The following is a 15,057-nucleotide window of genomic DNA, read 5'->3' on the forward strand; positions in this document are numbered from 1 at the left end:
GACACCACCGCCGCGACCCCACCCCGGCCGGAAGGCCGGCCGACCCTCCCCACAAGGGGAGGGTGAAGGGCGCACCTTCGCCTCGCCGCTGGCCCGCCGCATCGCCCGGGAAGCCGGCGTCGACGTCTCTGATGTGACCGGCTCCGGCCCGCATGGCCGTGTCGTCAAGGCCGATGTCGACGCGGCGATTTCTTCCGGCGGCGCCAAGGCGGCGCCAGCCGCGAAGGCCGCGCCCGCTGGCGCTCCGGCTGCTTCTTCTGCCGCGCCGAAAGCGATGTCGGACGAGCAGGTGCTGAAACTGTTCGCCGAAGGCTCCTACGACCTTGTCCCGCATGACAATATGCGCAAGACGATTGCGCGGCGGCTGGTCGAGGCCAAGAGCACCATCCCGCATTTCTACCTGACGCTCGACTGCGAACTCGACGCGCTTCTGGCGCTGCGCACGCAGATCAACGCCGCGGCACCGGTGAAGAAGACCGAGAAGGGCGAGGCGCCTGCCTACAAGCTCTCCGTCAACGACATGGTGATCAAGGCGATGGCGATGGCCTTGATGGCGGTGCCCGACGCCAATGCGTCCTGGACCGACAGCGCCATGGTCAAGCACAAGCATGCCGACGTCGGCGTCGCCGTGTCGATCCCCGGCGGGCTGATCACGCCGATCATCCGGCGCGCCGACGAAAAGACGCTGTCGGTGATCTCCAATGAGATGAAGGATCTCGCCAGCCGCGCCCGCAGCCGCAAGCTGAAGCCGGAAGAATACCAGGGCGGCACCACCGCTGTGTCCAATCTCGGCATGTTCGGCGTCAAGGACTTTGCCGCCGTCATCAACCCGCCGCATGCGACGATCCTGGCGGTAGGCGCCGGCGAGGAGCGAGCTGTCGTCAAGAATGGCGAGATCAGAATAGCGACAATCATGTCGGTGACGTTGTCGACCGATCACCGCGCCGTCGACGGTGCGCTCGGCGCCGAGCTGTTGGTCGCCTTCAAGCGCATGATCGAAAACCCGATGGGCATGCTGGTCTAGAAAGGAAAAAGGCGGTGCGGGAATTCTTCACCAGCCTTTTTGCCTTCTTCCTTTCCGGTTTGGCCGGCGCATTCGTGTGCTGGCGGGTAAAGCGCGCGCAGGCAGGTTTTGGCAGGAGCGGGGCAAACGCATGAAAACGGTCCTCTGCTATGGCGATTCGCTGACCTGGGGCTATGACGCGGCAAGTCTCGACCGCCACCCGCTCGAAGATCGCTGGCCGAGCGTGCTGGGGAAGGCGCTGGGTGGCGGTGTGGAAATCATCGCCGAGGGCCTCAATGGCCGCACCACGGCTTTCGACGACCATCTGGCGGGAGCCGACCGAAACGGGGCAAGAATGCTGCCGACGATCCTGATGACGCATGCGCCGATCGACCTCATCGTCATAATGCTCGGCGCAAACGACATGAAGCCGTGGATTCACGGCAATCCGGTCGCGGCCAAGCAAGGCATCCGGCGCCTGATCGATATCGTGCGTGGCCACGATTACCCCTTCGATTGGCCGGCGCCTCAGATCCTGATCGTCGCGCCGCCCGCTGTCAGCCGCACGGAGAATGCCGAATTCAAGGAGATGTTCGCCGGCGGCGATGACGCCTCGCAGCGATTGGCGGCGCTATATTCCGCCCTTGCCGACGAGGCCGGCTGCGGCTTCTTCGACGCCGGCACGGTGGCCAAAACCACGCCGCTCGACGGCGTCCATCTCGACGCCGAGAACACGCGCAAAATAGGCGCGGCGCTGGCGCCGCTCGTGCGCGTCATGCTGGAACTCTAGGCAGATGACGCGCCAACCAACACGCGACGAACGGGTGGCCGGTAGTTGGTTGCTGGCTTGCGGCGTGTTCAGTTTGTTTACGACAGGGGTCGCAATAGGACTGATAGCGTTTGGCGGCAGTGGAATGTGGTACTTGTTCCTCTGGCCGCTTATCCCAGCACCAATTTTGTTTGTTCCGTATGCTTTTTTCAAAAGAAAGCATCCTGAGCATTTGCGAAGGTTCGCCGCCGCTCTTGGGTTCGTTTCTGCAGGTGTATGGACGGTGATCGCAGTGGTGGTCAGCGCAGCGTTTGTGCTGGTGGCGATGCTTGGTGAAGAAAAAGGACGTCCGCTCATGGCAATAGGAGCAGTATTGCTGCCAGTTGCTTCTTGGCCGGCAGCGCTCTGGAGCGCTTGGGTGGGCTATCTGTCGCTACGGTTTTTGAAGGTTTGAACAATGTCTGATCAAAGTTACGACGTCATCATCATCGGCTCCGGCCCCGGCGGCTATGTCACGGCGGTGCGTTCCGCCCAGCTCGGCTTCAAGACGGCAATCGTCGAGCGCGAGCATCTCGGCGGCATCTGCCTCAACTGGGGCTGCATCCCGACCAAGGCGCTGCTGCGCTCGGCCGAGATCATGCACTATTCCGATCACCTCAAGGACTATGGCCTGAAGCTCGACGGCAAGGTCAGCGTCGACACGTCAGCCGTGGTCGACCGCTCGCGCAAGGTTTCGCTGCGGCTCAATGGCGGCGTTGCCTTCCTGATGAAGAAGAACAAGGTCGACGTCATCTGGGGCGAGGCCAAGCTGTCAAAGGCTCCTTCCGGTGACAAACTGGGCGAGATCGTGGTTTCCAAGACGGCCAAGAAGCCGATGGAGCCGCAGCCGCCAGCACCGAAGGGCGTCAAGGGCGAGGGCACCTACACGGCCAAGCATATCATCCTCGCCACTGGCGCCAGGCCGCGCGCGCTGCCCGGCATCGAGCCGGACGGCAAACTGATCTGGACCTATTTCGAGGCGATGGTGCCGAAGGAGATGCCGAAATCGCTGCTGGTGATGGGCTCGGGCGCCATCGGCATCGAATTCGCCTCATTCTACCGCACCATGGGCGCCGAGGTGACCGTCGTCGAGCTGTTGCCGGCGGTGATGCCGGTCGAGGATGCCGAGGTCTCGAAATTCGCGCAGAAGCAGTTCGAGAAGCAAGGCATGAAGATCATCCTCGAGGCCAAGGTGACCAAGGTCGAGAAATCAGCCAACTCGATCACCGCGCATGTCGAGATGAAGGACGGCAAGGTCGAGAAGATCACCGCCGACCGGATGATTTCCGCCGTCGGCGTGCAGGGCAACATCGAAAATCTCGGCCTCGAAGCGCTCGGCGTGAAGACCGAGCGCGGCTGCATCGTCGTCGACGGCTACGGCAAGACCAATGTCCCCGGCATCTATGCCATCGGCGATGTCGCTGGCCCGCCCATGCTCGCCCACAAGGCCGAGCACGAGGGCGTTGTCTGCGTCGAAAAGATCGCCAATTTCCCCGGCGTGCATGCCACAGACAAGCTGAAGATCCCGGGCTGCACCTACTGCAACCCGCAAGTCGCCTCCGTCGGTCTGACCGAAGCCAAGGCCAAGGCCGAGGGCAAGGATATCCGCGTCGGCCGCTTCCAGTTCGCCGCCAACGGCAAGGCCATCGCGCTCGGCGAGGACCAGGGCTTCGTCAAGACCATCTTCGACGGGAAGACCGGCCAGTTGCTCGGCGCGCACATGGTCGGCGCCGAAGTGACCGAGCTGATCCAGGGCTTCGTCGTTGCGATGAACCTCGAAACGACAGAGGAAGAGCTGATGCACACCATCTTCCCGCATCCGACGCTGTCGGAAATGATGAAGGAAAGCGTGCTCGACGCCTATGGCCGTGCGCTGAACGCATGATAAATTGGCTGCGCGAGACTCACACCCAAGACCGGAGAGATTTCGACGGCGAGGCAATTCGTTTCCTGATGCATTCATCATACGAGGAGAGGGCATATGGACGTGAACGGCGTGGGCTGGATAGCAGCCATCATCATCGGAGGTCTGGCGGGATGGCTCGCCGAGATGTTCATGAAGAGCGATACCGGCATCTTCATGAACATCGTTCTCGGCATTGTCGGCGCGATCGTGCTGAATGCCATCCTGCAAGCACTCAACATCGGCGCCTTCGGTGTCGGCTGGTTCGCCTATCTGATCACCGGCTTTATCGGCGCCTGCCTGTTGATCTGGGTGGGACGCCTGGTTCGCCGTTAGTCGATCTCAACTCTTGCCATGCGAAAACGGCTGTGGCGGCATGCAGAGCTACGGCCTTTTTCTTTCCGTCAAAAAGTCCTAGATGACGCTGAAAGGCGAACGCCGGGAAGGCGCTCGCGAATGAACCGGGTTTCAGATGGTCACCGTCCTCGACACGATCGCCAACGCGCCGCGCCTGCGGCACCCCGAAAAGGCGCACAAGCCTGACCAGGAGGTGCTGCGCAAGCCCGACTGGATCCGCGTCAAGGCGCCGGTGTCGAAAGGCTACGCCGAGACGCGCGAGATCGTGAAATCGCACAAGCTGGTGACCGTCTGTGAAGAAGCCGGTTGTCCCAATATCGGCGAGTGCTGGGAAAAGAAGCACGCCACCTTCATGATCATGGGCGAGATCTGCACGCGCGCCTGTGCGTTCTGCAATGTGGCTACCGGTATACCGACCGCACTCGATCCCGATGAGCCGGCGCGCGTCGCGCATGCGGTCAAGCAGATGGGCCTGAGTCACGTGGTCATCACTTCCGTCGACCGCGACGATCTCGCCGATGGCGGTGCGCGGCATTTCGCCGAGGTTATCCGCGCCATCCGCGCGGCGACGCCGTCGACGACGATCGAGATCCTGACGCCAGATTTTCTGCGCAAGGAAGGCGCGCTGGAGATCGTGGTGGCGGCCAAGCCCGATGTGTTCAACCACAATCTCGAGACCGTGCCGTCGAACTATCTGACGGTGCGGCCGGGCGCCCGCTACTTCCACTCGATCAGGCTCTTGCAGCGGGTCAAGGAACTCGATCCGTCGATCTTCACCAAGTCCGGCATTATGGTCGGGCTGGGCGAGGAGCGGAACGAAATCCTGCAACTGATGGACGATTTGCGGTCGGCCAATGTCGACTTCATGACCATCGGCCAGTATTTGCAGCCGTCGAAGAAGCACCACCCAGTCATCCGCTTCGTCACGCCGGAGGAATTCAAATCCTTCGAGACGATCGGCAGGACCAAGGGCTTCCTGCTGGTGGCGTCGAGCCCGCTGACGCGTTCGTCGCATCATGCCGGCGACGATTTCGCCAGGCTGCGCGCGGCGCGTGAAGCGCAGCTCAGAAAATCAGCATAACTCGCTGGTTTCATGCCGAAATTCGAAGCCATCCGCCGCGTCGCCCATACGCCGGAACAGATGTTCGCATTGGTCGCCGACGTCGAAACCTATCCGCAATTCCTGCCGCTGTGCGAGGCGCTGACGGTGCGCTCGCGCAAGGAGCGCGATGGCCGGACGATTCTCGTTGCCGACATGAGCATCGGCTACAAGGCGATCCGCGAAACCTTTACCACGCAAGTGTTGTTGAAGCCGGAGGAGAACACCATCGACGTCAAATACATCGACGGCCCGTTCAAATATCTCAGCAATGTCTGGCGCTTCGATCCGGCCGATGGCGGCTGCGAGGTCCACTTCTTCATCGACTATGAGTTCAAGAGCCGCATTCTCGGCGCGGTGATGGGAACCATGTTCGACCGCGCCTTCCGCATGTTCGCCGAGGCTTTCGAGAAGCGCGCCGGCGTTGTCTATGGCGCGGCATCAGCCTGAGTTTCAGGCGAGCGCGCGCAGGCCGAGTTCCAGCGCGTGCCTGACGGTCTCACGGCGGATGAAGTCGCGACCGTTGTCGGCAAACAGCTGGCGTTCGGCGACAACAGGCCGGCCGGTAATTGCAATGCCGAACCAGACAAGGCCGACGGGTTTTTCCGCCGAGCCACCGCCGGGGCCGGCTATGCCGGTGACGGCAAGCGCCAGCCCGGCCTGCGAGCGGACCAGCGCGCCCGCAGCCATCTCAAGCACCGTTTCGCGTGAGACGGCGCCGTGCGCATCAAGCGTGGCGGCCGAGACACCGAGCATCTCCATCTTGGCTTCATTGGAATAGGTGATGAAACCGCGGTCGACCATGGCGGAAGAGCCGGCGATGTCGGTGAGTGCCGCGATGATCATGCCGCCGGTGCAGCTTTCGGCCGTCGCCAGCATGATGCCGCGCCGCTGACAGGCCTGGAGCAGGGCGTTTGCGAGGTCGCTGTTGTTCATTCGGGGACATCGCCGGGAAATACGACGCTGGCCGTTGCGATCGCCGCTATGCCTTCCTCACGTCCGACAAAGCCAAGCTTTTCATTGGTTGTGGCCTTGATCGAGATGCGGTCCGGCGAGATTCCCAGCATCGCCGAAAGCGCAGCGGTCATCGCCTCGCGATGCGGGCCGACGCGCGGCGCCTCGCAGATCAGCGTGATGTCGGCATTGGCGATGCGCCCGCCGCCGCCGCGCACCAGCTTCGCCGCATGTTCGACGAAGATCCGCGAGGCAGCACCTTTCCATTGCGGATCGGAGGGCGGGAAATGCGTGCCGATGTCGCCGGCGCCGCAAGTGGCGAGCAGCGCGTCGGTCAGCGCGTGCAAGCCGACATCGGCATCCGAATGGCCGGACAGTTTCCTGTCATGCGGAATGGCGACGCCACAGAGCGTGACATGGTCGCCGGGCTCGAAGGCGTGGACGTCGTAGCCATTGCCGGTGCGGATATCAGGAAAGCGCGGCCGTTCGCCGGAGAGCCGCTGATCGGCCATTGCAATATCCCGTGCCCAGGTGAGTTTGACATTGTCCGGCGAGCCCGCAACGATCTTCACCGGAATATGCGCCCATTCGGCGATCGCGGCATCGTCGGTGAAGTCCGCCTTGCCCAGATGATGGGCCTTCTCGTGGGCGGCAAGCAGCGGCCAGAACGGAAAACCTTGCGGCGTCTGCGCGGCGTGCAGTCCGGTCCTGGAGACGGTCTCTTCGATCATGCCGGCGGCCGACTCGCGTTTCAGCGTATCGGCGACAGGCAAAGCGGGCAGCGAGCCCTGGCGCTCGCCGATCGCTTCGATCGTGCGGTCGATTAGGGCCGCGTCGACGAAGGGGCGCACCGCGTCATGGACGAGCACCCGGCCCGGCGCATGCTCGCGTAGCGCCAGCAGCCCGAGACGGACCGAGGCCTGGCGCGACACGCCGCCGATCACGGCGATGACCCGGTCGGCATTGGCGCCCGCTGCCTGCCGAAAGAGGTCGCGGTCGTCGGCATGAATGGCGACGGCGACAGCGCCTGTTTTCGGGTGCGACAGGAACGCCTCCAGCGTGCGTGCGATGACGGCGCGGCCACCGATGCGCTGATACTGCTTCGGTCCGTCGGCCTGCCCGGCGCGCGCACCGCGCCCGGCGGCGACGATGACTACACCCACCTTGTCGTTTGCTGCGTCGGCTGGTTTTTCGCTTGTGTCTGTCATGGCCAGAGGCTTAACGCACGATCCCGAAAAGTGTAATCGGTTTTCGGAAAAGATCGTGCGCTAGATATCAGTTCCAAAGCGGCTTGCTGCGAAGACCAGCATTTTCCCAAATACGCCTTAATGTGACGTCATTGCGCGTTGCACATTGCCGCCGTTCTGGCTAGAGAATGTGCAGCAATCGAAAATGCTTGGTTTTTGTGCATGCCTGATTTGACCAAATTGGCTTCGCCGCTCGACATCGGGGGCATGAGAATCCGCAATCGCGTCTTTCTCGCACCCATGTCCGGTATATCAGACGAGCCGTTCCGGCAACGCGCCCACGCGCATGGCGCCGGGCTGGTCGTGTCCGAGATGGTGGCGAGCGGAGAGTTGGCCAAGGGCAGGGCAGGCTACGATTTGCGCATCCGTCATTCCGGGCTGCCCGTCCACATGGTCCAACTTGCCGGCCGTGAGGCGGCGCATATGGCCGAGGGCGCGCGAATCGTCGCCGGCGAGGGTGCCGACATCATCGATATCAACATGGGCTGCCCGGCCAAGAAGGTGACCGGCGGCTACGCCGGTTCGGCGCTTATGCGCGATCTCGACCATGCGCTGTCGCTGATCGAGGCGGTTGTCGGCGCTGTCGAGGTGCCGGTCACGGTCAAGATGCGGCTCGGCTGGGACGAAGGCGCGCTCAACGCACCTCTTTTGGCGCGTCGCGCCGAGCAGGCTGGCGTCAGCATGGTGACGGTGCATGGCCGCACCCGCTGTCAGTTCTATCAGGGCAAGGCCGACTGGCGCGCCATCGCCCGCATCAAGCAGGCCGTATCGATCCCGGTGGTCGCCAATGGCGATGTCGGCTCGCCGGCAGAGGCAGCCATGATCCTCGACCAGTCGGGCGCCGATGCGGTGATGATCGGCCGCGCGCATTACGGCGCGCCCTGGACGGCAGGCAGCATCGCGGCGACGGCGGCTGGTGAAACGGCATCCGGCATTCCCGCAAGCCCGCAAACGCTCGCCGACTACGTCATTGCGCATTACGAAGACATGCTGGCGCTTTATGGCGTGGAAAGTGGCCTGCGCCAGGCGCGCAAGCACCTTGGCTGGTATCTCGACCGCCATGCCGCCAGCGCCGCCCTTGACCAGCGCAAGGTGATCCTCACCTCTTTCGAGCCCGTACAGGTCATTACTCAGTTGCGCGCCGTGTTCCAAAGCGTTGCGGAGCCGGTCAAGCTGCGGAGCGCGGCATGAGCGCGACGGTTGCACAGAACACGGACATGGCGGACGCCGCCCACATCGTGCTGAACACCATCCGCCGGCCGGTGATCATGGTCGACCAGCAAGGCTTCATCACCTTCGCCAATGCCGATGCCGAGGATTTCTTCCGCTCGAGCGCGACGATGCTCGCTCGCAACACATTGTCCAAGCTCATTCCTTTCGGCAGCCCGTTGCTGACGCTTGTCGACCAGGTCCGCGAACGGCGGGCGCCGGTCAACGAATACCGGGTCGACGTATCGTCGCCGCGCCTCGGCATCGAGAAGGTCGTGGACCTCTATGTCGCGCCGGTGCCGGAATTTCCGGGCTCCGTCGTCGTCATGTTCCAGGAACGGTCGATGGCCGACAAGATCGACCGGCAGATGACGCATCGCGGCGCCGCGCGCTCGGTGACCGGCCTTGCCGCCATGCTCGCCCACGAGATCAAGAACCCGCTGTCCGGCATCAGGGGCGCTGCCCAGCTGCTCGAACTGTCGGCTTCCGACGAGGATCGCGCGCTGACCCGGCTGATCACCGACGAGACCGATCGGATCGTCTCGCTGGTCGATCGCATGGAGGTGTTCTCCGACGAGCGGCCGATCGACCGTTATCCCGTCAACATCCATGTCGTGCTTGACCATGTTAAGGCGATCGCCAAAAACGGTTTTGCCAAGAAAATCAAAATATTGGAGGACTATGATCCTTCCTTGCCTCCGGTTTTCGCCAATCGCGACCAGCTCATTCAGGTGTTCCTCAACCTGGTCAAGAATGCTGCGGAAGCCATCGGCAGCGATCCGCAAGGCGAGATCAGCCTGTCAACCGCGTTTCGGCCGGGCATCCGCGTCTCCGTTCCGGGATCGCAGGGCCGCGTGTCGCTGCCGCTGGAATTTTGCGTGCGCGACAACGGCTCCGGTGTTTCCGAAGATATCCTGCCAATCCTGTTCGACCCGTTTATCACCACCAAACCGAACGGGTCGGGGCTCGGTCTTGCGCTGGTCGCGAAAATCGTCGGCGAGCATGGCGGCATCATCGAATGCGATTCGACGCCGCGCGGCACGACGTTCCGCATTCTGATGCCGGCCTGGAAAGAAACGTCGCTTGGCACCGACGATGACGGCGAAGGAGACCGCAAATGACGGTTCGCGGTAATATTCTGGTCGCCGACGACGATGCGGCCATCCGCACGGTCCTCAATCAGGCGCTTTCGCGAGTCGGCCATGAGGTGCGTGTGACCTCCAACGCCTCCACGTTGTGGCGCTGGGTCGCGGCCGGCGAGGGCGATCTCGTCATCACCGATGTCGTGATGCCGGACGAGAATGCCTTCGACATGCTGCCGCGCATCAAGAAGGCTCGGCCGGAACTGCCCGTCATCGTCATGAGCGCCCAGAACACCTTCATGACCGCGATCCGCGCCTCCGAGACCGGCGCCTATGAATATCTGCCCAAGCCGTTCGACCTGACCGAACTCCTCAACATCGTCAACCGGGCGCTTTCCGAGCCCAGGCGGCCGAAGATCGATGCGCGGGCGGACGAGCCGCCGGAAACGATGCCGCTGGTCGGCCGCTCGGCCGCCATGCAGGACATCTACCGCATGCTGGCGCGCATGATGCAGACCGACCTGACGGTGATGATTTCAGGCGAGTCGGGCACCGGCAAGGAACTCGTGGCCCGCGCACTGCACGAATATGGCCGCCGTCGCGGCGGTCCCTTCGTCGCCATCAACATGGCGGCGATCCCGCGCGACCTGATCGAATCGGAGCTGTTCGGACACGAGAAGGGCGCCTTCACCGGCGCGCAGAACCGCTCCACCGGCCGTTTCGAGCAGGCCGAAGGCGGCACGCTGTTCCTGGACGAGATCGGCGACATGCCGATGGAGGCGCAGACGCGCCTGTTGCGCGTGCTCCAGCAGGGCGAATACACCACCGTCGGCGGCCGCACGCCGATCAAGACCGATGTGCGCATCGTCGCCGCCACCAACAAGGATCTGCGCACGCTGATCAATCAGGGTCTGTTTCGCGAGGACCTGTTCTACCGGCTGAATGTCGTACCGCTCAGGCTGCCGGCGCTGCGCGAGCGTTCCGAGGACATTCCCGACCTCGTCCGGCACTTCTTCAAGATCGGCGCCAGCGAAGGCCTGCAGACCAAGCGCATTTCCACCGGCGGCATCGAACTGATGAAGCGCTATCCCTGGCCCGGCAATGTGCGCGAGCTCGAAAATCTCGTCCGCAGGCTGGCCGCGCTCTACTCGCAGGACGAGATTTCCGCCGAGATCATCGAGGCGGAGCTGAAGACCGGCGAGAGGCCGGTCGTTCCCGGTAGCGGTAACCTCATTCCCGACGATCTGTCCATCGGCCAGGCGGTGGAACATTTCCTGCAGCGCTATTTTGCCTCGTTTGCCGGTGAATTGCCGCCCGCCGGCCTCTATCAGCGCATTCTCTCCGAAGTCGAATACCCACTGGTTCTGGCCTCGATGACGGCGACCCGCGGCAATCAGATCAAGGCCGCGGAATTGCTGGGGTTGAACCGCAACACGCTGCGCAAGAAGATCCGTGAACTCGGCGTCAACGTCTACAAATCGTCCAGGCAATCTTAACCGGGCAACCTTGGAAAGACGTCGAAATCGAGTCCCATTTTCGGGGCCGATGCGATAGCGTCACCCCTTTTTCCGGGGATCAATCGCCGAAAGATTTCCGTCCAGGTCACACTTGTTGCATAATCGCCACAATGCGTTGCATAGATCCGACGCAATCAATGGCTCCGCACGGCGACATGGCTTCACAGGCACCGACACTGAGCGAACGGCTTTTCAGCAAGCCCGGCCCGAGGGACGGGCGCCGGCTGCTTGCGCTGCCCGGCGTGGTTGCGATCGCCGGGGCGCTGATTACGGCGGCGATCTCCTTCGCCATTCTCGTCGGCGCCACGCCGATCGTCCCGAACGAGAGGACGACGCTGGCGCTCATCGCGCTCAACGCCGCCTTCGTCCTGTTCCTGATCGCGCTGGTCGGCCGCGAAGTGCATCGCATTCTGATGGCGCGCCGGCACGGCAAGGCGGCGTCGCGGCTGCATGTGCGTATCGTGGCGATGTTTGCGCTGGTCGCCGCGATTCCCGCAATCATGGTGGCGATCATCGCCTCGATCACCCTCGACATCGGCCTCGACCGCTGGTTCGAAATCCGCACCAAGACGATCGTCAACTCGTCGCTGTCGATCGCGGACGCCTATGTGCAGGAAAACGCGCGCAATCTTCAGGGGACGACGCTGTCGATGGCCTACGACCTCGATGCGTCGCGCACGCTTTACGGCCTCGACCGGACAGGTTTCCTCGATCTCATGAACAAGGAAGCCGTTGGCCGTTCGCTGGCCCATGCAGCACTCATCAAGCCCGACGGGTCTTTCGTCATGAGCGCCAAGACCGATGCCGACTTTGCCATGCCGGAGCCACCGGAAGGCGCCGTCGCCAGTGCCGCCGATGGCAAGCCGGTACTGATCGAGCCGAAGACGCGCAACATCATGGGCGCCATCGTCAAGCTGCGTGAGATCGAAGGGCTCTATCTCTACACCATCCGCCTCGTCGATCCCGAAGTGATCAAGGCGCGGCAGATCGTCAGGTCCAACACCGACGAATACCGCGGCCTCGAAGACAATCGCCGCACCTCGCAGGTGGCGTTCGCGCTTCCCTATTTGTCGCTGACGCTGATCATCATCCTGTCCGCCATCTGGACCGGTATTGCCGTCGCCGACCGCCTGGTGCGGCCGATCCGTCAGCTTATCGGCGCGGCCGACGAGGTCGCGACCGGCAATCTTGACGTTGCCGTGCCCGTTCGGCCGTCCGATGGCGATGTCGCCTCGCTCGGCGACACTTTCAACAAGATGCTCTTGGAGCTGAAATCGCAGCGCAACGAGATTCTGTCCGCCAAGGATCTGATCGACGAGCGGCGGCGGTTCTCGGAAGCGGTGCTTGCCGGCGTCACCGCCGGCGTCATCGGTGTCGATCCCTATGGCATCGTCACCATCGTCAACCGCTCGGCCGAGACGATGCTGGCCATATCGGCCACCGCCGCACTAGGCCAGAACCTTTCCGCGGTGCTGCCGCATGTCGGCCGCGTCTTCGAGATCGGACGCAAGTCGGGAAAACCGGTCTATCGCGAGCAGGTGACGTTCTACCGCGCCGGCACGGAGCGGACCTTCAACGTGCAGATCACGATCGAGGCCGGCGACGACGGGTCGGAGGAAAAATCCTACGTCGTGACGGTCGACGACATCACCGATCTGGTCCAGGCACAGCGCTCGTCGGCCTGGGCCGATGTGGCGCGGCGCATCGCCCACGAGATCAAGAACCCGCTGACGCCGATCCAGCTTTCCGCCGAGCGCATCAAGCGCCGCTACGGCAAGGTCATCACCGAGGATCGCGAGGTTTTCGATCAGTGCACCGACACGATCATCCGGCAGGTCGAGGATATCGGCCGCATGGTCGACGAGTTCTCCGCCTTCGCACGCATGCCCAAGCCTGAAATGAAGTCCCTCGACTTGCGCGAATCATTGCGCGAGGCCTCGTTCCTCGTCGAAGTGAGCCGCGCCGACATCACTTTCGAGCGCGTGTTCGGCAACGAACCGCTGAAAGGCACCTTCGACAGCCGGCTGATGGCGCAGGCTTTCGGCAATGTCATCAAGAACGCGGCCGAGGCCATAGACGGACTTGATCAAAAGGATCGTTCGGACGGCATAATCCGGATTCAGGCCGGGCGCCAGAATGGTGCGATTCGTATCGATGTCATCGACAATGGCAAAGGCTTGCCGCGCGAGAATCGCCAGCGGCTGCTCGAGCCCTATATGACGACGCGCGAGAAAGGCACAGGGCTCGGCCTCGCTATCGTCAAGAAGATAGTGGAGGACCATGGCGGCCGGCTCGAACTGCATGACGCGCCGGCGGACTTCCACGGTGGGCGGGGCGCGATGATCAGCATCATCCTGCCGCCTGCGGCCGTTACCGCGCCACCGCGCGGCGAGGGCAGGACGGAAAACGAGAGAGAAACTGAAAAGGTCGGTAATGGCGTCTGACATTCTCATCGTCGATGACGAGGAAGACATCCGCGAGCTTGTCGCCGGTATTTTGAGCGACGAAGGTCACGAAACCCGCACGGCATTCGATGCCGACAGCGCGCTGGCGGCGATCGCCGACCGGGCGCCGAGGCTGATTTTCCTCGACATCTGGCTGCAGGGCTCGCGGCTGGACGGGCTGGCGTTGCTGGACGAAATCAAGACGATGCACCCCAACCTGCCGGTGGTGATGATCTCCGGCCACGGCAATATCGAAACGGCGGTCTCCGCCATCCGCCGCGGCGCCTATGACTTCATCGAAAAGCCGTTCAAGGCTGACAGGCTGATCCTGATTGCCGAGCGTGCGCTGGAGACATCGAAGCTGAGGCGGGAGGTTTCGGACCTCAAGCAGCGCAGCGGCGAGACCTTCGACCTGATCGGCATGTCGTCGGCGATGAGCCAGCTGCGCCAGACCATCGAACGCGTCGCGCCGACCAACAGCCGCGTCATGATCATTGGCCCCTCCGGGTCGGGGAAGGAGCTCGCGGCCCGCGCCATCCATACGCTATCGACGCGCAAGGGCGCGCCTTTCGTCACCTTGAGCGCCGCCAACATCACGCCCGAGCGCATGGAGATCGAGCTGTTCGGCACCGAATCGAACGGCGTCGAACGCAAGGTCGGCGCATTGGAGGAAGCCCATCGCGGCATTCTTTATATCGACGAAGTGGCCGACATGCCGCGTGAGACGCAGAACAAGATCCTGCGCGTGCTGGTCGAACAGCAGTTCGAACGGGTAGGGGGCACCAAGCGGGTCAGGGTCGATGTCCGCATCATCTCGTCGACCGCGCAGAACCTGGAGGCGATGATCGCCGATGGTCGTTTCCGCGAGGATCTCTACCACCGCCTGGCGGTGGTTCCGGTCATGGTACCGGGCCTGGCCGAGCGGCGGGAGGACATTCCCTATCTGGTCGACAATTTCATGAAGCAGATCGCTCGTCAGGCCGGTATCCGGCCGCGGCGCATCGGCGACGACGCACTGGCCGTGCTGCAGGCTCACAACTGGCCGGGCAATGTCCGCCAGTTGCGCAACAACGTCGAGCGCCTGATGATCCTGGCGCGCGGCGACGATGTCGATACGCCGATCACCGCCGACCTGCTGCCTGCCGAGATCGGCGATGTCATGCCGCGCACGCCAAACCAGTCCGACCAGCACATCATGGCGCTGCCATTGCGCGAAGCGCGCGAACAATTCGAGAAGGACTATTTGATCGCCCAGATCAACCGTTTTGGCGGCAACATCTCGAAGACCGCCGAATTCATCGGAATGGAGCGCTCGGCGCTGCATCGCAAGCTGAAGTCGCTCGGCGTCTGAACGCCGGGCTTGCCGCACTGGCCCATGTATTTGTCGGTTACGCCAGCGGCGGAATCGCCTAGGAAAGCCTGAAATATCCAGGG

General features: G+C 63.0%; 14 protein-coding genes. 12 read left to right on the forward strand and 2 right to left on the reverse strand.

The features are described from left to right. The 7 genes from MESS2_RS17625 to MESS2_RS17650 form a co-directional block, all read left to right on the forward strand. The coding region (locus tag MESS2_RS17625; RefSeq protein ID WP_244440017.1) for a 2-oxo acid dehydrogenase subunit E2 at positions 1-1,024 on the forward strand (1,024 nt) is incomplete at its 5' end. A 130-nt stretch (positions 1,025-1,154) separates the two neighbouring features. Next, positions 1,155-1,793, forward strand: a complete 639-nt coding sequence (locus MESS2_RS17630) for an SGNH/GDSL hydrolase family protein (protein ID WP_008875737.1) — start codon at positions 1,155-1,157, stop codon at positions 1,791-1,793. A gap of 4 nt (positions 1,794-1,797) precedes the next feature. Beyond that, positions 1,798-2,226 carry a hypothetical protein gene (locus MESS2_RS32380; RefSeq protein ID WP_157357757.1) on the forward strand — a complete coding sequence of 143 codons (429 nt, stop codon included), beginning with the start codon at positions 1,798-1,800 and terminating at the stop codon, positions 2,224-2,226. A gap of 3 nt (positions 2,227-2,229) precedes the next feature. Continuing rightward, entirely contained in the window at positions 2,230-3,696 is a 1,467-nt protein-coding gene (gene lpdA / locus MESS2_RS17635; protein ID WP_008875738.1) for a dihydrolipoyl dehydrogenase, read from the forward strand. A 96-nt stretch (positions 3,697-3,792) separates the two neighbouring features. Next, positions 3,793-4,050, forward strand: coding sequence for a GlsB/YeaQ/YmgE family stress response membrane protein (locus tag MESS2_RS17640; RefSeq protein ID WP_008875739.1), 258 nt, complete (start codon positions 3,793-3,795; stop codon positions 4,048-4,050). A 136-nt stretch (positions 4,051-4,186) separates the two neighbouring features. Then, a complete protein-coding gene (lipA, locus tag MESS2_RS17645) occupies positions 4,187-5,152 on the forward strand; it encodes a lipoyl synthase (RefSeq protein ID WP_008875740.1) in 966 nt (321 codons plus the stop codon). Between the two features lie 12 nt (positions 5,153-5,164). Next, the gene (locus MESS2_RS17650) at positions 5,165-5,620 is read left to right on the forward strand and encodes a type II toxin-antitoxin system RatA family toxin (RefSeq protein ID WP_008875741.1); all 456 of its coding nucleotides are present in this window, start codon (positions 5,165-5,167) and stop codon (positions 5,618-5,620) included. 3 nt (positions 5,621-5,623) lie between these two features. Here the strand turns inward: MESS2_RS17650 and MESS2_RS17655 are convergent, their stop codons facing one another. Together MESS2_RS17655 and MESS2_RS17660 are read right to left on the reverse strand one after the other, a co-directional pair. After that, positions 5,624-6,106, reverse strand: coding sequence for a CinA family protein (locus tag MESS2_RS17655; protein WP_008875742.1), 483 nt, complete (start codon positions 6,104-6,106; stop codon positions 5,624-5,626). Further along, on the reverse strand, positions 6,103-7,332 hold the full coding sequence (locus MESS2_RS17660) for a bifunctional 2-C-methyl-D-erythritol 4-phosphate cytidylyltransferase/2-C-methyl-D-erythritol 2,4-cyclodiphosphate synthase (protein WP_008875743.1): 1,230 nt from the start codon (positions 7,330-7,332) through the stop codon (positions 6,103-6,105). The genes MESS2_RS17655 and MESS2_RS17660 overlap by 4 nt, the downstream gene beginning before the upstream one ends. Before the next feature lie 201 nt (positions 7,333-7,533). Here MESS2_RS17660 and dusB point away from each other — a divergent pair, with 201 nt between their 5' ends. From dusB to ntrX, 5 genes are all read left to right on the forward strand, one after another. Further along, entirely contained in the window at positions 7,534-8,562 is a 1,029-nt protein-coding gene (gene dusB / locus MESS2_RS17665) for a tRNA dihydrouridine synthase DusB (RefSeq protein WP_008875744.1), read from the forward strand. Then, positions 8,559-9,701, forward strand: coding sequence for a two-component system sensor histidine kinase NtrB (locus tag MESS2_RS17670; RefSeq protein ID WP_008875745.1), 1,143 nt, complete (start codon positions 8,559-8,561; stop codon positions 9,699-9,701). The genes dusB and MESS2_RS17670 overlap by 4 nt, the downstream gene beginning before the upstream one ends. Next, complete coding sequence (ntrC, locus tag MESS2_RS17675) at positions 9,698-11,158, forward strand: nitrogen regulation protein NR(I) (RefSeq protein WP_008875746.1); 1,461 nt, start codon at positions 9,698-9,700, stop codon at positions 11,156-11,158. Before MESS2_RS17670 ends, ntrC begins: the two co-directional genes overlap by 4 nt. 176 nt (positions 11,159-11,334) lie before the next feature. Further along, a complete protein-coding gene (locus MESS2_RS17680) occupies positions 11,335-13,623 on the forward strand; it encodes a sensor histidine kinase NtrY-like (RefSeq protein WP_040593434.1) in 2,289 nt (762 codons plus the stop codon). Next, the gene (gene ntrX / locus MESS2_RS17685) at positions 13,613-14,974 is read left to right on the forward strand and encodes a nitrogen assimilation response regulator NtrX (protein ID WP_008875748.1); all 1,362 of its coding nucleotides are present in this window, start codon (positions 13,613-13,615) and stop codon (positions 14,972-14,974) included. The genes MESS2_RS17680 and ntrX overlap by 11 nt, the downstream gene beginning before the upstream one ends. Positions 14,975-15,057: the final 83 nt, after the last annotated feature.

This window comes from Mesorhizobium metallidurans STM 2683 (genome assembly GCF_000350085.1).
GTDB classification, from domain to species: Bacteria; Pseudomonadota; Alphaproteobacteria; order Rhizobiales; family Rhizobiaceae; genus Mesorhizobium; species Mesorhizobium metallidurans.